Genomic DNA, 20875 nt, shown 5'->3' with positions numbered 1-20875 from the left:
CTGCGCGGCCGGCAGCCGCTACGGGTGCGGTGGAACGGGGCGAGATCCGGCGGGAAGTCGGGAACGCTCTCATGGGTCTCGACGCTAGGAATCGGGCTCCGACCGGGGCCTCAGCCTGCGGGACGGTTCCGTGGTGGGCGAGGCGGGGGAGGCGTGCCGACGTCTCGTACCGGGGTAGGGGGTGGGAGATCACTCAGGGGTATGAGGTGGGGGCGGCGCGGAGTCTCTACCGTCGAGGGCATGGTCGGAAATATGTCTGGGCAGGCCCGTGTCGCACGGGCGCGGCAGGTGTTCGACGGGTTCACGGTCCTGCTCGCGATCGTCTTCATCGCGGTGGCCTGGCCGACGCTGCATCTGACGCACAAGGTTCCGGCGGCGGCCGCGCCGTTCATCGCGGGCTTCGCCGCGTTCCCGATTCTGCTGCTGCGGGTGAATCCGCCCCTGGGATGGGCGGTTTCGGCCGGTTCGGCGCTGATGATCGCGCTCGCGGTGCCGCATCAGCCGGGCAATTCGATCCCGTTCCAGGTGGTGCACATTCTGGTGCTGTTCGCCCTGGTGTTCGCCGTGGCCGTGCGCGCCCCCATCCGGATCGTGGCCGTGGTGTGGGTGGCGACCTCGCTGCTGTTCGCCACCGCCATGGCCCAGACCGGGGACAGCTTCGCCGAATCCGGGTTCGGCTGGCCGCTGGCCATCACCGGCCTGGTGGTGTTCGGCCTGCTCATCCGGTGGGTGGTGCTGTCGCGGCAGGCGCTGCTCAAGTCGGAGGAGGAGACCGAGCTGGAGCGGGCCCGCCGCGCCATCCTGGAGGAGAAGGCGCGCATCGCCCGCGACCTGCACGATGTGGTGGCGCACCACATGTCGATGGTGGTGGTGCAGGCGCAGACCGCGCCGTATCGGATCAGCGGGCTGTCGGCCGATGCCCGAGCCGAATTCGAGTCCATCGGCGCCGGCGCGCGGGCGGCGCTCAACGAGATCCGCGGCATGCTGGGCGTCCTGCGCAGTGACGGGCAGCTGCCCGAGCACGCACCGCAGCCCTCGGCCGCCGACGTCCCGGCTCTGCTCGAGGGCGCGCAGCGCGCCGGGGTGCCGCTCACCTGGACCGTCGACGGCAGCCTCGACGCCGTGCCCGATACCACGGGCCTGGCGCTCTACCGGATCGTGCAGGAGTCGCTGGCCAATGCGTCCCGGCACGCGCCCGGGGCGGCGGTGCGCGTGGACCTCGCCTGTGCGGGCGAGCTGACCCTGACCGTCGCCAATGATCGCCCGATCGCGGTGCGGCCGGGTGATCATTCGGGCACGTCCGGCAGCGGTATCGCCGGTATGCAGACTCGTGCGGCCGCGGTCGGCGGCGTGCTCACCGCCGGGCCCCGGCCGGACGGCGGGTTCGAGGTGCAGGCCCGGCTGCCGCTGGCGCCCGCGCTGAGTGCCGCGGGCAGCGCGGAGGCGCTCGGCTCCGGCCACTGAGTCCGGGTTCCGGTCACCGGGCCGGGTCCGGCCGGGCGCGCGCGATGGCGGGGGTGCGAAGTCGTCGTCGCGCGGGCCGTTCCGGTCGGGGCATGGCAAACTCGGTGTCGTGCGTGAGGTGGGACTGTGGCGATAACCGTGTTGATCGCCGACGATCAGGCGATGGTGCGGCAGGGGTTCGGGGCGTTGCTCGCGGCGCAGCCCGACATCAGCGTGGTCGGGGACGCGGCGGACGGGAAAATCGCTGTGGCCGAGGCGAAACGGCTGCGCCCCGATGTGGTGCTGATGGATGTGCGCATGCCGGAGATGAACGGGCTCGACGCCGCCCGCTCGATTCTCTCCGCCGGGTTCGAACCGCCGGTGCGGGTGCTCATGCTCACCACCTTCGATATCGACGACTACGTGTACGAGGCCCTGGGCATCGGGGCCAGCGGGTTCCTGCTCAAGGACGCGCCCGCCGAGGAACTGGTGCGCGCGGTGCGGGTGGTGGCCGCCGGTGACGCGCTGCTCGCGCCGACCGTGACGCGCCGGCTCATCGCCGATGTCACGCGTCGCCGGGCCCGGCGCGCGCCCGCGCCGCAGCTGTCGGTGCTCACCCCGCGGGAGCGCGAGGTGCTGGAGCTGGTGGCGCGCGGCATGTCCAATGCCGAGATCGCCGAAAGCCTTTTTGTCGCAGAACAAACGGTGAAGACGCACGTGTCGAAGATCTTCACCAAACTGAACCTGCGCGATCGGGCGCAGGCGGTGGTGCTGGCCTACGAATCCGGACTGGTGACCCCGGGCTGACCTGCCCGGACAGGGTTTCGACGGGTAGGCTCACGGACTTGTACGTCACCGGAAGGGGGTCGTAGCCAGTGCTGAATAGCGGTGACGTGTTCGCCGGGTTCACCATCGAACGACTGCTCGGACAGGGCGGGATGGGCTCGGTCTATCTCGCCCGGCATCCCCGCCTGGGCAAGTTGACGGCACTGAAGCTGCTGAACCGGGAACTGTACGCGGACAGGGAGATTCGCGCCCGGTTCGAACGCGAGGCGGATCTGGTCGCGCGGCTGGACCACCCCAATATCGTCGAGGTGTACGACCGCGGCACCGAGGACGAGATGCTGTGGATCTCCATGCAGTACGTGGACGGGGTGGACGCCGCCGGCATCAATGTCGCCACGCTGCCGCCCGAGCGGGCCGTACAGGTGATCGAAGGGGTGGCCAGCGCCCTCGACTACGCGCACGGCATGGGGGTGCTGCACCGGGATGTGAAGCCCGCCAACATCATTCTGGCCCGCGCCGTCGCCGGCCACGGCGAGCGCGTCTTCCTCACCGACTTCGGCATCGCCCGCCTGCGCGAGGACTCCACCCACCTCACCCAGGCCGGCATGTTCACCGCCACCCTCGCCTATGCCTCGCCCGAGCAGATGACCGGCGCCCACCTGGACCCCACCACCGACCAGTACTCCCTGGCCTGCGCCCTCTACTGGCTCCTGATCGGCGCCGGCCCCTACGACTCGCCCCACCCCGCCGAACTCATCCGCGGCCACCTCCAGCTCCTCCCGCCTCCCGTCTCCCTGCGCCGCCCCGGCCTCTCGCCCGCCATGGACGCCGTCCTCACCAAGGCCATGGCCAAACGCCCCGCCGACCGCTTCCCCACCTGCACCGATTTCGCCAAGGCCGCCCGCCGCGCCCTCTCCGGCCCGCCGGCCCAGCACCCCGTCCACCAGCAGCCCCTCCACCCCGCCTACCCCAATCTCCCCGCCCCCCAACCGAACTACGCCCCCCAGCCCTACCCGGGCCAGCCCTACCCGGCCCCACCCCAGCCCTACCCCGCCACGGCTCTGCCACCCCAGCCCGCGGCCTATCCCTCACCCCCGCAGCAACCGCCGGCGCCCAATTATCCCGCGCCGCAATCACAGTCCGCGCCCCCCGCCTCCCAGCAGCCCGTCAGCGCCCCCGGCTACCCGCCTCCGGCACAGTCGGCGGGTCCGCAGCCACAAGCCCCCGCGCCCGCTGCCGCCCCGACCTATGCCGCTCCGGCCTACCCCCCGCCTCCGTACCAGTCCTCCTACCCCGCGCCGGCACCGCAGCCCCCCGCGCCCGAGATTTCCCAGCAGCCGCCCGCGGACAACGACCGGGCAGGTTCGGGGCCGACCGTGCGCCCCTACCCCCCGACGCAGGGCCCTGCCACCGCCGGTTACTCCGCACCGCCGCAACCCCAGTCCGCGGGCGTGCCCGGCTATCCGGCGCCGCAAGGGCAGCCGATGCCTCCGGCCGTCGGCGCGCACGAGCCTGCGGCTCCGGCGGAGCCGACGGCTTCGGCCGGATCGACGGCGGGCACTGGCAGGGTCGCGGGTAGTGGACTGCCTGGTGCGCCGATCGAGGGATCACCTGCGCCGCAGGCGGTACCGGATGTCGAGCCAACAGATGCCGGGTGGGCGAATCGGTTGGCGGATGTGGATGCGCAGGATGCGTCGCAGCGGCCGACGGATGTGGTGCCGCAGCCGGTGGTTTCGGCGGGGCAGCCCGAGGAGTTCTCGACCGGGGGTGCCGCCGGGCTGGCGGTGTCGGATACCGACCGGCCGGAGCGAGCGGGATCCGCAGCGGCGGACGAGGATTCGTCGGGTTCGGCGGGAGGCGGCGTATCGGAGCCGTCGGTTGCCGGTGGAACGGGCGAATCGGATTCAGGGGAGCCGGGTTTCGGAGGGACCGCCGGGTCGCCCGGCTTCGAGGAGATCAGTGCCGAGCCGGTGACGGTGATGGCACAGCCGGTTGTCGCGGCGCTGGTGCCCGAGGCGGCGGCCACGGCTGAGACGACCGCCGTTGCGGGGGCCGGGGAGCCGGACGAGGCGGGTGCGGCGGCCGGGGTTGCGGAGATGCCGGCGAGTGAGCCGGTCCGCGGTGGGGAGGCTGCGGAGTCCGGCGGGCAGGGGTCCGGCGTCGCTGCCGGTACGGCGGATTCCGGTGGCGCCGAGGAGGAATCGGGTGGTGTGGTGCGGCATCCGGATTCGGGGGCGTTCGTGCCCGGTTCGACGGATGGCGTCAGCTGGGCGGACGGTGCACGCGAGGCGGGGAGCGTCGGCGGGGTAACGGCCGAGGGAGAGGCGTCGGATTTCGCTGTGTCCGAGCCAGTTTCGGGCGGAATGGCCGGAATGACGGGTTCTGGTCCGGCTACTGGGATGCCGGGGTATGGGGGTTATGGGAGTGGAGTGCCGGGTGGGCCCGGGTACGGTGGGCCGCCGTTCGGGGGTAATCCGGTGCAGCCCGGGCTGATTCCGACATCGCAACGAGCCGAGGCGTCGCAGCTCACTACGGTGGTGGTGCTGGGGCTGGCGGTAGTGGCGCTCGTGCTGCTGGTGGTTGTCGTGCTGCTGGTGGTGTCGGGCTAGGCGCCGGGGTACGGGTTGGCTCGGGGGCCGAGGACCATTTGGCCCTGGTCGACCAGGATTTGGCGGGCGCGGCGGCGGACCAGGCAGTTGTCCACGGTGCAGAACTTGTGGATCTGCATGGCTTGATGGGCCTGGGTCAGGGCCAGGTCGCCGGGGTCCATCGTGCAGTCGAACAGAATCATCATGGTGTCCACCGGGCAGCGCAGGGGCTGAACATTTCGCGGTCCGGCGCTGGTGCTCGGCATGCGGCGCATCCGCGCCGGGCCTCGCCAAGCCTATCGAGATTCATCAGGCCCCACACCGCATTCGGATCCCTTGTCACGCCTGGTCATATCGAGCGACCGCGGAGCGGTCGGGGAGGGATTGGGTGCGCCCGGCTCGGGGACGAGTGGGTCCAGAGACATCAGGGCTCCGGTTCTCACCGGGCGCGACTCCAGTCCAGCACCGTTTCGGCGAACCGACAATCGAAGCCCCGGCGCAGTGGGAAACTTTCCGAAAGCGCCAGGTCAGCATTCATATCGCGTGGGAGCATCATTCGCAGTGACCGAAAACCGCCTTCGTGGGGGAGGATTCGATGTCGGAGCATGGTTCGACTCTGCCGCGTCGTCAACTGGGGCGATACCTGCGGGAAGGCCGGATGCAGTGCAATATGACGATCGCCGAGGCGGCGGCGCTGATGGAGTGGAGCGAATCGAAGCTGCAGCGGCTGGAAACCGGTAATGCCGAGAAGATCCGAGTCCTCGATGTCCGGGAATTGTGCCGAATCTACGACTTCGACGACGAGTTCAGCTCCGCGCTCACCGGCCTCGCGCAACAGGCCAGCGTCAAGTCCTGGTGGCACGAATACGACGATCTGATTCCCGAGGGTTTCAATATGTATGTGGGCCTGGAGGCTTCGGCCCGCGCCCTCATCTCCTATCAGCCGGAGATCATCCCGGGACTGTTCCAGACCGCCGAGTACGCACAGGTTCTGATCAATGATTACTGGCCGGATGCTGTGCACGACGAACTGGACCGCCGTGTGCAGTTGAAGACGCGTCGTCAAAGCCTCTTGACGCGCAAGCGAAGTCCGGCCTCCTTCGATGTCGTGGTGCACGAAACCGCATTACGTCGCGTTGTCGGCGGCCCGCATGTGATGGCCGCGCAGCTGCGACGCGTCGCGGACATGTCGACACTGCCGACGATAGCTGTTCGTGTACTACCCTTCTCGGCGGGCGTACCGATCGGCCACACCGTCGGCCCGTTCGTGATCCTGGATTTCGGCCGGGACGCGGGCAACCGGCCTGTGGAACCCACGGTCGTCTACCTGGAGAACTTCCTCGGCGACCTCTACCTGGAGAAGCAGGCCGCGGTCGACCGATACCGCGAGGCCTACCAAGCGATCCAGCGCGCCGCGCTGGACGAGACGACCAGCAGAGACCTCCTGCGGAGGGCAGCGAAGGAGTATGCGACGTGAGCGTCGAACCCGGCGTCCGGTGGTTCAAGAGCGCCCGCAGTACCGGTGCGAAGGAATGCGTGGAAGTCGCCTTCCTCTCCGGTGGCGTCGGAGTCCGGGACAGTAAGAACCCCAGCGGTCCGGCGTTGATCTTCCCGCCGGCGGACTGGGATCGGTTCACCGCCGCCCTGGCCGCCGGGCGGTTCGACGACTGAACCTCGGCCCGGCGGAATCCGGTGGCGGCACCGGGAATCAGGCCGCGCGGGCGGTGGCGGCGCGGGCGGAGTTGAGGGTGATCGCGGCCGCGTTCCAGATGGCGTAGGCGCTCACCGAGTAGGGCACCCAGGTCGGGTGGTGGATGACGAGCAGCACGATGGTGGCGACCGCCAGCGCCACCGCGCGGATGACGATGCCGTTGCGGATCAGGCTGCGCAGCACCTGCGCGTCGACGGGGCTGGTGTTCTTGACGGCGTTCATGATTTCCGACCTTAAGGATTCGCGCGGGGTCCCAGAGGGGTCCGATCGCGCCAGGAATGGGACAGATTAGGCAGTGGGCCAGTCGTTTTCGGTCTCGCCGACCTTGTTGACGTAGTTGGTCAGGGTCTGCAGGGCGACCAGGGCGACGATTTCGAGCACCTGCTCCTGCGTCCACCCCGCGGCCAGTGCGGCGGCCGGATCGGCCTTGCCCCGGCTCTCGGTCAGTTCGCGGGCGAAGGCAACGGCCGCAGCCTCTTTCGGGTCCGCGGAGGTGCCGCCCTTGGCCGCCTCCACCTCGGCGTCGCTCAGCTTGGCGACCCGCTTGCCGGTAAAAGTGTGCGCGGCGACGCAGTAGCCGCAGTCATTGGCCGCGCCGACGGTGAGTGCGATGCGCTCGGAAGTCGGGGCCGGCAGCGTGCCCTTCTTCAGCGCGCCGGACAGCCCGAGGTAACCCTCCAGTACCACGGGCGCGTTGGCCATCACCTTGGTCATGTTCGGCACCCGGCCCATCCGCTTCTTGACCTCGTCCAGCAGGGGTGCGTTGTCGATCGGGGTGATCATTGCGTCCTCATCTTTCTAACGGAAGATTATGCTTTCACACGTTAGAACATAATGGAACGAAAGCGCAATACCCGTTAGAATGTGGACATGGTCGATCCCTTGGCACTCCGTTTGGCGAACACCATCCGCGCCACCAGCCGTGGCCTCACGGACGCCTTCGGCACCCCCGAATCCACCCGTGAATGGTTGGTCGCCAATGCCGCGAATGTCGGTGTGTATCTGGACCTCGAGGCGTATCTGCCCACCGAGGACGAGCGCGCCGCCCTGGTGGACCTGCGGCAGAATGTGCGCGCGCTGTTCGCGGAATACGTTGCGCCCCAGCCGCCCAGCTCCGCCGACGCGGCCGTGCTGCCGGCCTTCCCGGACGCACTGGCCGCCGTCAATCGCGCGGCCGCCCCCTCGCTCCGGCTGCTGGCGTGGGACGACACCGGTCCGCACACCGAGCACCGGCTGCTGACCTCGGACGACCTGGCCACCGTCATGGCCGGACTGGCCGACGCCACCATCGAGTTCTTCTCCGGCACCCAGGCCACCCAGATCCGCGTCTGCCCGGCCCCGCGCTGCGTGCGCTATTTCCTGAAATCGCATCCGCGCCAGGAGTGGTGCTCGGTCGCATGCGGCAACCGCGCCCGCGCCGCCCGGCACTACGCCCAGCACCGCGACTGAGTTCAGCGGCGCGACTGAGCCCTGCGCCGCGACCGAGCCCAGTGCCGCTACTGGGTCGAGTACCGCGGCTTAGTCCGGGGCCGTGGTCGACCAGCCTCCCACAACGCGAAACGGCCCTCGCACCACAGGTGCGAGGGCCGTATGCCGCAGTGTGTTTCGACTCGGAGCGAGTCGGCTCAGCCGAAGAAGGCGGCCGCCTCCCGGTACCGATCCTGCGGCACCAGCTTGAGCTGCTTGGTGGCCTCCGACAGCGGCACCAGCTCGACCTCGGTGCCGCGCAGCGCCACCATCTGCCCGAATTGCCCGGCGTGCACGGCTTCCGCGGCGTGCACGCCGAAACGCGTTGCCAGCACACGGTCGTACGCGGTCGGGGTGCCGCCGCGCTGCACATGCCCGAGCACCGTCACCCGGACCTCCTTGCCGATGCGCCGCTCGATCTCCGGCGCCAGCTGCTGGGCCACGCCGGTGAACCGCACATGCCCGAACTCGTCGATGCCGCCGTCGCGCAGGGTCATGGACGTGGGGTCGGGGTGCGCGCCCTCGGCCACCACGCAGATGAAGTGCGAATCCCCGCGCTGGAAGCGGCGTTTCACCATGGCGCAGACCTCGTCCACGTCGAACGGCACCTCGGGCACCAGCGTCAGGTGCGCGCCGGAGGCGATGCCGGAGTTGATGGCGATCCAGCCCGCGTGCCGCCCCATCACCTCGACCAGCATGACGCGCTGGTGGGATTCGGCGGTGGTGTGGATCCGATCGATGGCCTCGGTGGCGATCGAGACGGCGGTGTCGTGGCCGAAGGTGGTGTCGGTGCAGTCGATGTCGTTGTCGATGGTCTTGGGGACGCCCACCACCGGCACGCCCTCGTCGGCCAGCCAGGAGGCGGCGGTCAGCGTGCCCTCGCCGCCGATCGGGATGAGCGCGTCGATCCCGTTGTCGTCGAGGGTCTGCTTGATGCGGGGGAGTCCGGCGCGCAGCACGTCCGGATTGGTGCGCGCGGTGCCCAGAATGGTGCCGCCCTTGGTGAGCAGGCGATCGGTGCGGTCATTGTTGAGGATCTGGATCTTGCGGTCCTCGAGTAGGCCACGCCAGCCGTCCTGGAAGCCGACGATCGCATCCCCCCAGCGGCCGTTCGCGGTACGAACGACAGCACGGATCACGGCATTCAGGCCTGGGCAGTCTCCGCCTCCGGTCAAGACTCCGATGCGCATGATCCCCATCTTGCCCTGAGATCGGCGGCCTGTGATCCCCGCCCCCGTGAACCGCGGGTTACGGTTTCCGCTAGCCGGCGGTGCAGGTACCGCCCTTGAGTTCGTCGAGGTGCTTGCCGATCAGGGTGGCGATCTTGGTGAGGATCGCGGTGCCCTCGTCGAAGGAGCCGGAATTGGGCTGGGTGGCAACCGCGATGGCGATCTGGCCGCCGTCCACGGGGATCAGTCCGAATTGCCGGACCAGGTAGTTGCCGCTGGGATCGGGTCCCCAGCCGCCCTTGAAGATGGCGCCGTCCAGATTGCCCAGCCCCCAGCGCTGAGTGGAGCTGATCTTGCCCATCAGCGAGGTGACGTCGTCGGATTGCGCCAGGCAGGGGAGTTTGGCGGCGAATTTCAGCTGATTCGCCAGCGACCATTCGGCCTGGCCGAAGGCGGAGTAGTCGGCCCGGGCGCGGGTGGCGGGCACCGTGGTCTCGGTGTCGCCACCCTCGCGTAGCACGTCCTGGACGGTCTGGGCCGCGACCTCGGGGGTCCCCAGCGACTGCCAGAGGGTGTCGGCGGCGGAGTTGTCGGAGTATTCGATGGCATTGACCGCCGCCACCTGATTGCCCGCACTCCTGCGCAGCGCCGCCAGGGTCAGCGGGACCTTCATGGTCGACCAGCCGGGCCCGGAGCTCCAATCGCCGAGGGCCAGCACCCGATCGGTGCCCACCGGCATCACGGCCAGCCCGACCTTACCGGCCAGTGACGGCTTCAGGTCATTGGTGAAATCCCAGGCCAGCGAGCCCGGCAGCGCCATGACGGTGGTGGGGCTGGCGACGCTGGGCGCGGCCGCGGCCACGGTGGTCTTGTCCGGGACCAGCACCGGCTTGCTGCTGCACGCGGTCAGCGCCCCGACCAGCACGGCCAGCGCTCCGCATCCCCGCGCGAGCCGCCGTCCGCGCCAACGGGATCCGTACCCCGCATCGCGTGTGCTGTCCAGTGCGTCGCGCTGGTCAGCGTTCCGCGAATACGGTGCGTGCACCCCGTAACCTCCATCTGCCCCGGTGTCCGGTGCGTTCCCTGTTCCTAGCGGACGCACCTGGACCCGTCAATCGCAAGGATTGTTGTGGGTCGGGACACTGGTGGTCAAACCCGGTGGGTATGGACGTTTTTCACCGGCTCACGCCCGATTGGGGGTGCACGCTGGGCATTTTGAAACGAATACGCGCCGAATGTGTTAGTGCGAGCAGAGTCCGCCGTGCAGGTCGGGCAGATGGTCGCCGACCAGCAGCGCGAGCTTGTCCATCATGTCCGTGGCGTCGTCGAAACTGCCCGAGGTGGGCTCGGCCGCCAGCGCCACCGCCACCGGTCCGTTCAGCGTCGGGACCAGCCCGAACTGGCGGACGGTGTACTTGCCGGTGTCGTCGTCGGGACCCCAGCCGCCCTTGAATTCCGCGCCGATGAGCCGGCCCAGGCCCCAGCTCTGGCTCGGGGTGATCTCACTCATGAGCGAGACCACGGAATTGGCGCGCGGCAGGCAGGGCAGCCGGGAGGCGAAGTGCACCTGATCGGCCAGCGACCAGTCGGTGGCGCCGAAGGCGAGCAGATCGTCGGACTCCAGCGCGGCCAGCTTGGTGTGGCGCGCGGCGACGTCGGTGGTGGCGTCGCCGGCCTCGCGCAGCACCGCCTCGACCGCGTCGGCGGCCTCGCTGCCGGTGCCCAGCGAGTTCCAGAGCGTCTGTGCCGCATCGTTGTCGGAGAAGGTGATGGCGGCCTCGGCGGTGGAGCGCATGCCCACCGGATCGTGGCGCAGCGCGGCGAGCGCCAGCGGCACCTTGATGGTGGACCAGGCGATGCCGGTGCTCCACTCACCCAGCTGGACCATGTCGCCGCCGCCGACAGGCATCACCGCCACACCGACCCGGCCGTCCAGGGTGGCCTTCAGATCGTTGAAATCCGCTGCGAAGGCAACGGATTTCGGCAGCCCGAACAGCTCCGGCAAATCCGGTCCGATCATGCTCGGGACCGGTAGTGCGGAACTGTCGCCGACCGGCTTGATTTCATCGGACTGCGCCGAATGACGCTGTACAGCACCGAGATTCGTGCTACAAGCGGAAACGGCCAGGACAGCCGCCAGTGCCAGCCCGCGCACAAACCCCTTGCGACAGGCCGGAATTGGATCAGTAGACATACACCACCGCGTTCTCACCACCGACGCAGGTCACCAATTTGCCTGCGGCCGTGCAGTTCATCGTGTAAGACCGGCCGGTCACCGGGCTCACTGCCACCACACTAACTGCCGAAGCCTGCCGACCAGAAGCCGCGTCGGCATAGGCTCGGCGAACCTCCTCCGCGAAAGGGCAGGTCGTGACCGTATTTCCGATCGCGGAACTGGCGTAGCCGCCGAGCGCCGCATACACCGGTGGACACGACGTCGCTCCCGCCGGCAGTTGCACAGTGGTGGGAGCCGGGGTCGTCGCCGCCGGGCCCGCCTGCTGCGAGCGCGGGGCGGAGGTGCCCGGAACACCCTGTGCTGCCGTCGTTATGGGTGCTTCGTTGCCGGAGCGGTCCAGGACTTGCCAGCCCACCGCACCGGCAACGGCGGCCACCGCGACCACCAGCACGCCGATCGACAGCGGCACCGCGATCGACTTGCCCTTGCGCCGTTTTCCGGGCTCGCGGGGCGGCGGCTGGACGATGGGGTGATCCGCGGTCGGGTACAGCGAGGGATCGGGCGCCGGCGCGTACGGGAAATCCCGCTGCTGCGCTTGGGCATGGCCCCAGACCGCCTGCTGGTGGGCGTCGGCCGGCAGCGGCGTGTAGTGGAAATCGCTGACCCGCACCCGGGTCGGATCCGACGGCAGAATGACCGGCAGATCCCCTGTGGGCGAAGGTTCCTCGGCGGCCGGGAAGGATCCGGTGATGTAGGCCGGGATCGCCCCGGTGTTCAGGCCGAGCCCGGAACCGGGTTGCCGCACAGTGGGATCAGGTTGCCGCACAGCGGGATCGGAGTGCCGCACAGCGGGATCGGCATTGCGGCCCGCGGCGGGCGTCCCGCCCGGCATGACCGTGGTCGGCGGCCCGGCCGGCGCGCCGGTCGGCAGCACGGTCGTCGGTGGCGGGCCGACCGGCGGACCCGGCGGCACGGTCCGGCCCGGCCGGGGCTGCCCGGCGGGCGCGGGCACCGGCTGACCACCGGCCAGCGCCGCCCGCGCGGCCCGGGCGAATTCGCCTGCGGTGAAGAACCGGTCGTTCGGATCCTTGGCCAGCGCCTTGGCCACCACGGCATCCAGCGCGGGCGGAATCCCGCTGCGCAGCATGCTCGTCAGCGGTGGCGGTTCCGACAGATGCGCACGGATCAGCACGCTCATGTTGTGCGCCGGGAAGGGCTTGTCGCCGGTGAGGCACTCGTGCAGCACACAGCCCAGCGAGTAGATGTCGGCGCGCCCGGAGACCGGCCCGGCGTCGAAGCGCTCAGGGGCCATGTAGGCGTTGGAGCCCACGGCCGTGCCGGTCATGGTGATGGTGGAATCACCCTCGGTGCGCGCGATGCCGAAATCCGCGAGATATGCGAAATCTGCATCAGTCACAAGGATGTTCGCGGGTTTGACGTCCCGGTGCACCAGCCCCGAGTAGTGCGCGGCGTCCAGCGCCGCGGCGATCTGCTCGATGATCCCGATGACCCGCAGCGGCGGCAGCGCCCCGTACTGGTTCAGCAGCGAGCGCAGATCCCGCCCGCGCACCAGCCGCATATCGATGTAGAGCACACCGTCGATCTCGCCCCAGTCGTGGATGGGGATGATGTGCGGCTCCGCCAGCCGTGCGGCCGCCTGCGACTCCCGGCGGAAACGTTCCTGGTAGGAGGGGTCTTTCGCGAGTTCTTCCGGTAGCAGCTTGAGGGCGACGACCCGATCCTTGGAGGTGTCGTAGGCCTCGTAGACCTCTCCCATACCGCCCCTGCCCAGCAGCGAGCGCAACTCGTACGGCCCGAACCTGCTTCCGGCCCGCGATGGCGGTGCATCCACCCCGTCCAACCTCCAACTCTCGGGAGGGAAGCAGACGAGAACCCGCGACCCACCCCTCTAGGAGGTGGATTCTCCCGGTGCCACTACGCCGTGGTCAAACGCAAAGACGATGGCCGCTGCCCGATCGCGTAACCCGAGCTTCCCGAAGATATGTCCCACGTGGCTCTTCACCGTTACCTCCGAGATACCGAGTGTGCGCGCGATCTCAGCATTGAGGCGGCCGCGGCCGATGAGCTCGAGCACCTCGAGCTCGCGAACGGTCAGCTCGGACAGGCGATCGCCGCCGGGTGCCGGCGTGGGACGGGCCGAGCGATAGGTGGTCAGCACCCGCGGCGTGACCGTCGGGTCCAGCCAGGAGCCGCCGGTGGCGATTGTCCGTACCGCGCGGATCAGATCCTCGGCGGGGGAGTCCTTGAGGATGAACCCGGCCGCGCCCGCTCGCAGCGCGCCCGACAGCAACTGGTCGTCGTCGAAGGTGGTGAGCACCAGCACCGGCGGCGCGTCCACGACCGTTCGCAGCGTCCGGGTGGCCTCGATGCCGCCGATCCGCTTCATCCGCAGATCCATCAGCACCACGTCCGGGCGGTGCGCGGTGACGGCCGCGGGCACCTCGTCGCCGTCGGCGCACTCGCTCACCGTGAAACCGTCGCGGCGGCGCAGGATTCGGCGCAGCCCGCCGCGCACCAGCTCCTGATCGTCGACGACGAGCACGCCGATCGGCTCGTCGTCGGATCGGTCGATCACGTACCCTCCTGCGGGGTCTTCTGGGTCATGGACAGCAGTACGGAGCGCAGGTTCTGCTCCGCGGCGGCGATACAGGGCATCTGCCCGGTGGTCGGGATCCGGGCGGACACCTGCCAGCCGTCGTCGTGGGGTCCCGCGGTCAGGGTGCCGCCGAGGACGGCCAGGCGCTGGCGCATGCCCGAGATACCCATGCCGCGACCGGGCCGCAGCAGTGCCCCGGGGGGCAGGGTATTCGTGATGGTGACATCAATATGTCTGGCGCAGACCATCATTCGAACCTGAGCCTGTGCGCCGGGGGCGTGCTTGGCGATATTGGCGAGCGATTCCTGGCAGATCCGGTACAGCGCCAGCCCCAGGGCGGCCGAAACCTGCCCGCGATCGCCTTCCGAGCGGAAGTCGATCGCCATGCCCGCGCGGAGGAAGTCCGACACCAGATCCTCGATGTCATCGAGGCCGGGTTCGGGCGTCTGGGGCGCATGGTGCCCGTCCAACAGCCCGACCGTCCGGCGGATGTCGGCCATGGCCTGCCTGCCCAGTCGCTCGGCGTCGGCGAGCGCATCGATCGCCTCGTCCACGTCGCGGTCGGTCTGCAGCGCGTGCCGGGCGGCGGTCACGTGCAGCAGGGTGACGCTCAGTGAGTGCGCGATGACATCGTGCACCTCACGGGCGATGCGCCGGCGCTCCTCGCCGGCGGCCTGCAGGGCGCGGACCTCCTGGTAGTCGCGTTCCTGATACAGGTAGCGGCGCTGGTAGTTCAGCAGCTGCCCGGTGAACCAGCCGAAGAGGATGCCGAGCGTGAACCACGTCAGTCCGTCGATGTGCCCGACGTATCCGAAGAACATGATCTCCGCGATCATGCCCAGGCCGATGACCGTGCTCACGAACGTCCGGGTGATGGCCGCGACCTCGCCGGTCACGACGATGAGGATGAGCGGTGCGACATCCAGCGGCACCGGCTGCATCAGGAACAGGGCCACCCCGGCCATGGTCAGCGAGGCGAGCAGGACCGGGCGCGGCGGGAGGTTGAGCACCACGCACGGCGGCCCGGTCAGATAGATGATGAGCAGCGCGGCCAGGGCGAGGAAGCCCGGGAAATAGCCCGCCGCGACCCGCTGGGCGAAGGCGATCGTGCTGAACGTATAGAGCATCACGTCCACCAGCACGACCATCGAGACCGGATAGTCGAAACCCGTCTCCTCCACCCAGCGCCGGTATTCGCGGACCGGGTTGCGCACGAACCGCCGGGACCGGACACCGGCTTCGTGCAGCCACTCCCGTAACTCCTGCAACGCCTGCCCGACCGCCTCGGGGGTGGCGCTGGTCACGTTCATTCTGCAAGGCTATCCGTCGAAGCAGACCGCGTACATCGTCCGGCGGCAGGGGCGCGTCTCCTACCGGAGTAGGAGGTCAAGTCGCGTCCGCGGCACGAAGACAGGGGTATCGGAGCGATCGTAGTTTGGGGCAACGGCATACGCGCCCGCCCGCAAAGCCCGGGTGCACACAACGCTGGAACCCAATTCAACGGAAGGTTGGCGCCATGTCCTGGGCAGACTTACACGCTCGTACCGACATCCTGCACATTGTTCTCGATCGGGCAGCGCGCAGTGACTTCGAACTGAATCCCGCTGATCCCAAGCTGTTCGACAATATCCCGGAGCTGCAGCGCCTGTTCGGCGGTCCTGACGGGGTACTGCTCGCATTGCGCAATCGCTGGGAGAACCATTTGACCGTGAAGATGGAAAACGCGATGGAGAAGGGCGTTTTGGCGATCGAGGTGTACGCGGAGCTGTGCGCCGAACAGCCGGCCCTGCGCGCGATCCTCGACACCTACGACACCGATCGGCTGTATTTCGGCCGTCCGCGTGCGCGAGCGCTGGCCAGCTGATAGACACCGGCTGGTATTGATCTGCAGAGGGGAACGACCAATGCTGGAATTGACCGACGTCACCAAGGAATACCGGGTGGGCGAGCAGACCGTGCGCGCTCTGGACGGGATCAGCCTGCGGATCGATGCGGGGGAGTTCACCGCCATCGTCGGTCCCTCCGGTTCGGGCAAGAGCACCCTGCTGCACCTGCTCGGCGCGCTGGATTCCCCGGACACCGGGTCGATTCGATTCCAGGACAAGGAGATCGGCGATCTCGACGACGACCGACAGTCCGAATTCCGAAGGCACCGCGTCGGTTTCATCTTCCAGTTCTTCAATCTGCTGCCCACGCTGACCGCCTGGGAGAACGTCGCCATCCCGAAGCTGCTGGACGGCACCGGATTACGCAAGGCCAAGCCGCGCGCACTGGAGCTGCTCGACCTGGTCGGGCTCAGCGAGCGCGCCGAGCACCGGCCGGCCGAACTGTCCGGCGGCCAGATGCAGCGGGTCGCGGTGGCGCGGGCGCTCATCATGGATCCGCCGCTGATCCTGGCCGACGAACCGACCGGCAACCTGGACTCCAAGACCGGCGCCTCGATCCTGCAGCTGCTCGCCGACATCACCGAGGAGGGCAACTCGGTGGTCATGGTGACCCACGACATGGGTGCGGTGCGCTACTGCGACCGGGTGATCAACCTGCGCGACGGGCAGATCGGGTCCATCGACCGGGTCGAGCGCGGCGATGACGGCGAGGTGCGGACCGTCCCCGAGCCGGGCCGCAACGGTTCGGCGCCCGCCGCCGGCGGTGACGTCACCGCCGACGACGCCGGGGCGGTGCACGCATGATCCGCGCCGCGCTGGATCGGCTCCGCTTGTTCAATATCGGTGAGCTCTTCGCCCACCGCGGCCGCACCACCATGGCCATGGTGGTGATGGGAGTGTCCGCGGGACTGCTGGTTTCGGTGTTCAGCATCTCCGGCTCCATCACCGGCTCGGTGGACAAGCTCACCCACAGCCTGGGCGGCAAGGCGGTGCTGGAGGTCAGCGGCATCACCGATGCGGGCTTCGATCAGCAACTGCTGCAACAGATCCGGTCCGTGCCCGGGGTCGGCACGGCGGTGCCGATGGTGCGGCAGTCCATCGGGGCCGGCGACAAACGGGCCCTGCTGGTCGGTGCGGACCCCTCCGCCGCCCAGCTGGGCAGTGACCTCGGCGGGACGGTGACCGATCAGGCGAGCAAACTGCTCACGGTCGGCAACGGTGTCCTGGTCGGCTCGGCCATGGGCTATCAGGAGGGCGACAAGTTCCAGTTCGGCACCGTGACGGCCACCGTCGCGGGCGTCATCGACGACTCCACCGCCGCCAAGATCAACGGCGGCCACATCGCGATCGCGCTGCTGCCGGTGGCGCAGAAGATCACCGGCCGGGAAGGCCGGCTGGACTCGGTGCAGATCATCGCCGCCCCGAATACCGATGTGGGCCAATTGCGTTCCGACCTCACCAAGGCGATCGCCGGTCGGGCCGTGGTCGCCGATCCGGATCTGCGGACCGCGCAGGCCGGCGGCGCGGTGATGCTGGTGCGCTACTCGACGCTGGCCTCCTCGGCCTCGGCGCTCATCGTGTCCTCGTTCCTCATCTACAACGCCATGAGCATGGCCGTGGCGCAACGCCGCCCGACGCTGTCGCTGCTGCGGGCCATGGGCGGCAAGCGCGGTCCCGTGGTGCGCGATCTGCTCGCCGAGGCCGCGATCCTCGGCCTGTTCGGCGCCATCAGCGGATCCATCATCGGCATCTTCATGGGTCGCACCGCGATCCGGCAGCTGCCCGCCGCCATCGTGAACTCCGTCGAGTCGCGCACCGAGTACGAGGTGCCCGGTTACGCGGTGCCGGTGGCGATTCTGGCCTGCGTGCTGGCCAGCGTCGCCGCGGCGGCGATCGCCGCGCGGCAAGTGTACAAGGTCGCGCCGATCGAGGCGCTGGCACCCGTCGGCGTCGGCGCGGCCGACAACGTGAAACCGGTGATCCGCTGGGCCGCAGCGATTCTCGGTCTGATCATGGTATCGGGCGCGGTGGTCGTGGCCGAAGCGGATCTGGGCCGGCTCTCGATCGGGGCGATCTCGCTGTCCATTGCCGGTGCGGTCGTGCTGTGCTTCGCCGCCACCGAGCCCATCGTGCGCGCGGTCGCCGCGGTGGCCCGGCTCTTCGGCGCGCCCGGCGCGCTCGGCGCGACCACCATCGAACGCGCGCCGCGCCGGGTCTGGGCCACCGTCATGACCGTCATGATCGGCGTGACCGCCATCGTCGCCATCGGCAATGCCAGCCGCAATATGGTCAGCGCCGCGACCGACAGTTTCGAGGGCCTGGCCCGCACCGACGTGTTCGTCAGCCCGACCGCCATGGAGCAGTTCCCCACCGGCCCGCTGCTGCCGCCGGACCTGAAACAGAAACTGAGCGCCATCCCCGGCGTCGGCGGAGTCGGTTCGGCCCAAATGGCTTTCGCGACCCTGGGCCGAGGCCGCGTCATGCTGCAGGCCTTCGAGGGTGGCGTGGCCCGGACCTCGGTGCTGGACAGTGTGAGCCAGGCCGACCAGGCGCGCATGGCCGCCGGTGCGGGCGTCGTCATCTCCCGGGATGTGGCCCGCTCGCTCGGCGTGCACGAGGGGTCCGACCTGACCCTGCCCACCCCGACCGGTGAGCACCGGGTGCAGGTGCTGAAGGTGGTGCCCTACTTCTCCGCCATCGCGGGCGTGGTGGCGCTCGACCTGAACATCATGCGCGAGTGGTACCAGCGGCCGGGCGAGACCATCATCGGCATCGACTTCGCGCCCGGCGCGGACCATGCCGCGGTGATGGCGGCCGTGCGCGCCGCCGTTCCTGCCGATATCCACGTCAGCACCGGACGCGATGCGGTGACCGCGATTTCGTCCAGTGTCCGGCAGGGCACCTCGATCAGCGCGGCCATCCTCTGGATCGTGGTCGTGGTCTCGGCGGTCGCGCTGCTCAATACGCTGATGCTGTCGGTGCTGGACCGCCGCCGTGAACTCGGGGTGCTCCGGGCCATGGGCACCAGCCGCCGCTTCCTGCTGCGCACCGTGCTCACCGAGGCCGCCGGTATCGGAGTGACCGGCGCGGCACTCGGATTGGCGATCGGCTCGGCTGTGCACTACTTGGCCACCATCGCGCTCGGGCACGCCATCGCCATGGACATCCGATATCAGCCCAGCCCACTGCTGGTGGCCTACGCCGTCATCGCGCTCGGACTGTCCCTGCTCGGGGCCATCCCGCCCGCCCTGCGCGCGGCGCGGCTGCCCATCGTGGAGGCCATCGCCGTGGACTGATCGGCGAGTAAATAGGATGGAGCGCATGAGCGCAGCGACCGTGGACTTGATGGACTACTCCGATGTCATCGACCGGTACGAACCGGTGCTCGGCATGGAGGTACACGTCGAGCTGGGCACCGCGACCAAGATGTTCTGCGGCTGCCCGACCGAATTCGGCGCCGAGCCCAACACCCAGGTGTGCCCCGTGTGCCTGGGCCTGCCGGGCTCGCTGCCGGTGGTGAACGAGAAGGCCGTCGAGTCCGCGATCCGCATCGGGCTGGCGCTGAACTGCTCCATCACCCCGTGGGGCCGGTTCGCGCGGAAGAACTACTTCTACCCGGACCAGCCCAAGAACTACCAGATCAGCCAGTACGACGAGCCGATCGCCACCAACGGGCACCTGGATGTGGTGCTCGATGACGGGTCGACCTTCCGGGTCGAGATCGAGCGGGCCCACATGGAGGAGGACACCGGCAAGTCGCTGCACGTCGGTGGCGCGACCGGCCGCATCCACGGCGCCTCGCACTCGCTGCTGGACTACAACCGCGCCGGCGTGCCGCTCATCGAGATCGTCACCAAGCCCGTCGAGGGCGCGGGCGAACGCGCCCCCGAGGTGGCCCGCGCGTACGTGACCGCGCTGCGCGAGGTGCTCAAGTCCCTGGCCGTCTCCGACGTGAAGATGGAGCAGGGCTCGCTGCGCTGCGACGCCAACGTCTCCCTGATGCCCAAGGGCGCCAAGGAATTCGGCACCCGCACCGAGACCAAGAACGTGAACTCGCTCAAGAGCGTCGAGGTCGCGGTGCGCTTCGAGATGCGCCGCCAGGGCGCGGTGCTGGCCGCCGGCGGCTCGGTGCTGATGGAGACCCGCCACTTCCACGAGACCGACGGCACCACCTCGCCCGGCCGCATCAAGGAGACCGCCGAGGACTACCGCTACTTCCCGGAGCCGGACCTCGAGCCCATCGCGCCCGACGCCGCCTGGGTCGAGGAGCTGCGCGGCACCATCCCGGAGTACCCGTGGCTGCGCCGCGCCCGCATCCAGTCCGACTGGGGCCTGTCCGCCGAGGTGTTCCGCGATCTGGTCAATGCCGGTGCGCTGGACCTGATCATCGCGACCGTCGACGCGGGCTCTTCCGTGGACGCCGCCCGTTCCTGGTGGGTCGCCTACCTGACCGAGAAGGCCAAGGAGCGCGAGGTCGCGCTCGAGGACCTGCCCATCACCCCGAAGCAGGTCGCCGAGGTGGCCGGGCTGGTCGAGGCCAAGACCATCAACAACAAGGTCGCCAAGCAGGTCGTCGACTTCGTCCTCGCCGGTGAGGGCGAGCCGGGCCAGATCGTCGAGGCCAAGGGCCTGGGCATGGTCTCCGACGACTCCGCGCTGCAGGCCGAGGTCGAGAAGGCCCTCGCCGCCAGCCCGGACATCGCCGAGAAGATCCGCTCCGGCAAGGTGCAGGCGGCCGGCAAGGTCGTCGGTGACGTCATGAAGGCCACCCGCGGCCAGGCCGACGCCGCCCGCGTCCGCGAACTGGTCCTCGCGGCCTGCGGAGTCGAGGGCTGACACCTCCGAAACAGCCTGTGGCGCACGACCGATGCGGTGCGCCACAGTCCTGACTCCACCCATTCTCGAATCGGGGCGGGGGGGGCGAAGACCGCGCCCCGCACCCACCTGTGGTTGAAATGGTTTAACCACCACACCATGATCTAGTAAAACAAGGGGGGGGAGAGTGATTTTTTGAGGAATTGGCGCGGGATGT

General features: G+C 69.2%; 19 protein-coding genes. 10 read left to right on the top strand and 9 right to left on the bottom strand.

Translation table 11 applies throughout. From position 1 onward, the window contains the following. The first annotated feature begins 240 nt into the window (after window positions 1-240). From ACFXHE_RS11350 to ACFXHE_RS11340, 3 genes are all read left to right on the top strand, one after another. On the top strand, window positions 241-1464 hold the full coding sequence (locus ACFXHE_RS11350) for a sensor histidine kinase (RefSeq protein WP_379382153.1): 1224 nt from the start codon (window positions 241-243) through the stop codon (window positions 1462-1464). Between the two features lie 126 nt (window positions 1465-1590). Then, the gene (locus ACFXHE_RS11345) at window positions 1591-2250 is read left to right on the top strand and encodes a response regulator (RefSeq protein WP_379382151.1); all 660 of its coding nucleotides are present in this window, start codon (window positions 1591-1593) and stop codon (window positions 2248-2250) included. A gap of 68 nt (window positions 2251-2318) precedes the next feature. Continuing rightward, the gene (locus tag ACFXHE_RS11340) at window positions 2319-4838 is read left to right on the top strand and encodes a protein kinase (protein WP_379382149.1); all 2520 of its coding nucleotides are present in this window, start codon (window positions 2319-2321) and stop codon (window positions 4836-4838) included. On the opposite strand, the gene ACFXHE_RS11335 is transcribed toward ACFXHE_RS11340, so the two are convergent. Continuing rightward, the gene (locus ACFXHE_RS11335; RefSeq protein ID WP_379382147.1) at window positions 4835-5083 is read right to left on the bottom strand and encodes a hypothetical protein; all 249 of its coding nucleotides are present in this window, start codon (window positions 5081-5083) and stop codon (window positions 4835-4837) included. The two genes, ACFXHE_RS11340 and ACFXHE_RS11335, sit on opposite strands and share 4 nt — an antisense overlap. A 329-nt stretch (window positions 5084-5412) precedes the next feature. Here ACFXHE_RS11335 and ACFXHE_RS11330 point away from each other — a divergent pair, with 329 nt between their 5' ends. Both ACFXHE_RS11330 and ACFXHE_RS11325 read left to right on the top strand, forming a co-directional pair. Continuing rightward, window positions 5413-6294: a helix-turn-helix domain-containing protein gene (locus ACFXHE_RS11330; RefSeq protein WP_379382145.1), complete on the top strand. Its 882-nt coding sequence runs from the start codon at window positions 5413-5415 to the stop codon at window positions 6292-6294. Further along, complete coding sequence (locus ACFXHE_RS11325) at window positions 6291-6488, top strand: DUF397 domain-containing protein (protein ID WP_379382144.1); 198 nt, start codon at window positions 6291-6293, stop codon at window positions 6486-6488. The genes ACFXHE_RS11330 and ACFXHE_RS11325 overlap by 4 nt, the downstream gene beginning before the upstream one ends. A 37-nt stretch (window positions 6489-6525) precedes the next feature. On the opposite strand, the gene ACFXHE_RS11320 is transcribed toward ACFXHE_RS11325, so the two are convergent. Further along, window positions 6526-6750, bottom strand: coding sequence for a hypothetical protein (locus tag ACFXHE_RS11320; RefSeq protein ID WP_379382142.1), 225 nt, complete (start codon window positions 6748-6750; stop codon window positions 6526-6528). Between the two features lie 66 nt (window positions 6751-6816). Continuing rightward, the gene (locus tag ACFXHE_RS11315; RefSeq protein WP_379382141.1) at window positions 6817-7311 is read right to left on the bottom strand and encodes a carboxymuconolactone decarboxylase family protein; all 495 of its coding nucleotides are present in this window, start codon (window positions 7309-7311) and stop codon (window positions 6817-6819) included. A gap of 87 nt (window positions 7312-7398) precedes the next feature. Between ACFXHE_RS11315 and ACFXHE_RS11310 the strand changes: the two genes are divergently transcribed. Continuing rightward, entirely contained in the window at window positions 7399-7977 is a 579-nt protein-coding gene (locus tag ACFXHE_RS11310; RefSeq protein WP_379382139.1) for a CGNR zinc finger domain-containing protein, read from the top strand. Between the two features lie 176 nt (window positions 7978-8153). Here ACFXHE_RS11310 and ACFXHE_RS11305 read toward each other — a convergent pair whose 3' ends face one another. The 6 genes from ACFXHE_RS11305 to ACFXHE_RS11280 all read right to left on the bottom strand — a co-directional run bounded on the left by ACFXHE_RS11305 (window position 8154) and on the right by ACFXHE_RS11280 (window position 15267). After that, window positions 8154-9185, bottom strand: coding sequence for an ATP-dependent 6-phosphofructokinase (locus ACFXHE_RS11305; protein WP_379382137.1), 1032 nt, complete (start codon window positions 9183-9185; stop codon window positions 8154-8156). 70 nt (window positions 9186-9255) lie between these two features. Beyond that, on the bottom strand, window positions 9256-10209 hold the full coding sequence (locus ACFXHE_RS11300; protein ID WP_379382136.1) for a hypothetical protein: 954 nt from the start codon (window positions 10207-10209) through the stop codon (window positions 9256-9258). 195 nt (window positions 10210-10404) lie between these two features. Continuing rightward, window positions 10405-11184 carry a hypothetical protein gene (locus ACFXHE_RS11295; RefSeq protein ID WP_379382134.1) on the bottom strand — a complete coding sequence of 260 codons (780 nt, stop codon included), beginning with the start codon at window positions 11182-11184 and terminating at the stop codon, window positions 10405-10407. Window positions 11185-11347: 163 nt separating this feature from the next. Next, window positions 11348-13192 (bottom strand): protein kinase, encoded by a 1845-nt coding sequence (locus ACFXHE_RS11290; protein WP_379382132.1) that lies wholly within the window; start codon window positions 13190-13192, stop codon window positions 11348-11350. A 57-nt stretch (window positions 13193-13249) separates the two neighbouring features. Continuing rightward, the gene (locus ACFXHE_RS11285) at window positions 13250-13903 is read right to left on the bottom strand and encodes a response regulator (protein ID WP_379382811.1); all 654 of its coding nucleotides are present in this window, start codon (window positions 13901-13903) and stop codon (window positions 13250-13252) included. A gap of 29 nt (window positions 13904-13932) precedes the next feature. Then, window positions 13933-15267, bottom strand: coding sequence for a sensor histidine kinase (locus ACFXHE_RS11280; protein WP_379382130.1), 1335 nt, complete (start codon window positions 15265-15267; stop codon window positions 13933-13935). A gap of 206 nt (window positions 15268-15473) precedes the next feature. On the opposite strand from ACFXHE_RS11280, the gene ACFXHE_RS11275 reads away from it, so the two are divergent. The 4 genes from ACFXHE_RS11275 to gatB are packed head-to-tail and all read left to right on the top strand — an operon-like array spanning window position 15474 to window position 20679. After that, on the top strand, window positions 15474-15821 hold the full coding sequence (locus ACFXHE_RS11275) for a hypothetical protein (protein ID WP_379382128.1): 348 nt from the start codon (window positions 15474-15476) through the stop codon (window positions 15819-15821). Between the two features lie 40 nt (window positions 15822-15861). Further along, a complete protein-coding gene (locus ACFXHE_RS11270; RefSeq protein WP_379382126.1) occupies window positions 15862-16647 on the top strand; it encodes an ABC transporter ATP-binding protein in 786 nt (261 codons plus the stop codon). Continuing rightward, entirely contained in the window at window positions 16644-19139 is a 2496-nt protein-coding gene (locus tag ACFXHE_RS11265; RefSeq protein WP_379382124.1) for an FtsX-like permease family protein, read from the top strand. The genes ACFXHE_RS11270 and ACFXHE_RS11265 overlap by 4 nt, the downstream gene beginning before the upstream one ends. Before the next feature lie 25 nt (window positions 19140-19164). Continuing rightward, on the top strand, window positions 19165-20679 hold the full coding sequence (gene gatB, locus ACFXHE_RS11260; RefSeq protein WP_379382122.1) for an Asp-tRNA(Asn)/Glu-tRNA(Gln) amidotransferase subunit GatB: 1515 nt from the start codon (window positions 19165-19167) through the stop codon (window positions 20677-20679). Window positions 20680-20875: the final 196 nt, after the last annotated feature.

This window comes from Nocardia sp. NPDC059229 (assembly GCF_042754165.1).
Classification (GTDB): domain Bacteria; phylum Actinomycetota; class Actinomycetes; order Mycobacteriales; family Mycobacteriaceae; genus Nocardia.
The sequence above is the reverse complement of the archived record's forward strand: the minus strand, read 5'-3'. Positions and strand labels throughout refer to the sequence as shown.

Excerpts from the sequence above, each read along its gene's own strand:
- ACFXHE_RS11350 (WP_379382153.1), top strand. The coding sequence starts at position 241 with ATGGTCGGAAATATGTCTGGGCAGGCCCGTGTCGCACGGGCGCGGCAG.
- ACFXHE_RS11335 (WP_379382147.1), bottom strand. The coding sequence starts at position 5,083 with ATGCCGAGCACCAGCGCCGGACCGCGAAATGTTCAGCCCCTGCGCTGC.
- ACFXHE_RS11330 (WP_379382145.1), top strand. The coding sequence starts at position 5,413 with ATGTCGGAGCATGGTTCGACTCTGCCGCGTCGTCAACTGGGGCGATAC.
- ACFXHE_RS11320 (WP_379382142.1), bottom strand. The coding sequence starts at position 6,750 with ATGAACGCCGTCAAGAACACCAGCCCCGTCGACGCGCAGGTGCTGCGC.
- ACFXHE_RS11315 (WP_379382141.1), bottom strand. The coding sequence starts at position 7,311 with ATGATCACCCCGATCGACAACGCACCCCTGCTGGACGAGGTCAAGAAG.
- ACFXHE_RS11310 (WP_379382139.1), top strand. The coding sequence starts at position 7,399 with ATGGTCGATCCCTTGGCACTCCGTTTGGCGAACACCATCCGCGCCACC.
- ACFXHE_RS11305 (WP_379382137.1), bottom strand. The coding sequence starts at position 9,185 with ATGCGCATCGGAGTCTTGACCGGAGGCGGAGACTGCCCAGGCCTGAAT.
- ACFXHE_RS11295 (WP_379382134.1), bottom strand. The coding sequence starts at position 11,184 with ATGATCGGACCGGATTTGCCGGAGCTGTTCGGGCTGCCGAAATCCGTT.
- ACFXHE_RS11280 (WP_379382130.1), bottom strand. The coding sequence starts at position 15,267 with ATGAACGTGACCAGCGCCACCCCCGAGGCGGTCGGGCAGGCGTTGCAG.
- ACFXHE_RS11275 (WP_379382128.1), top strand. The coding sequence starts at position 15,474 with ATGTCCTGGGCAGACTTACACGCTCGTACCGACATCCTGCACATTGTT.
- ACFXHE_RS11270 (WP_379382126.1), top strand. The coding sequence starts at position 15,862 with ATGCTGGAATTGACCGACGTCACCAAGGAATACCGGGTGGGCGAGCAG.
- ACFXHE_RS11265 (WP_379382124.1), top strand. The coding sequence starts at position 16,644 with ATGATCCGCGCCGCGCTGGATCGGCTCCGCTTGTTCAATATCGGTGAG.
- gatB (WP_379382122.1), top strand. The coding sequence starts at position 19,165 with ATGAGCGCAGCGACCGTGGACTTGATGGACTACTCCGATGTCATCGAC.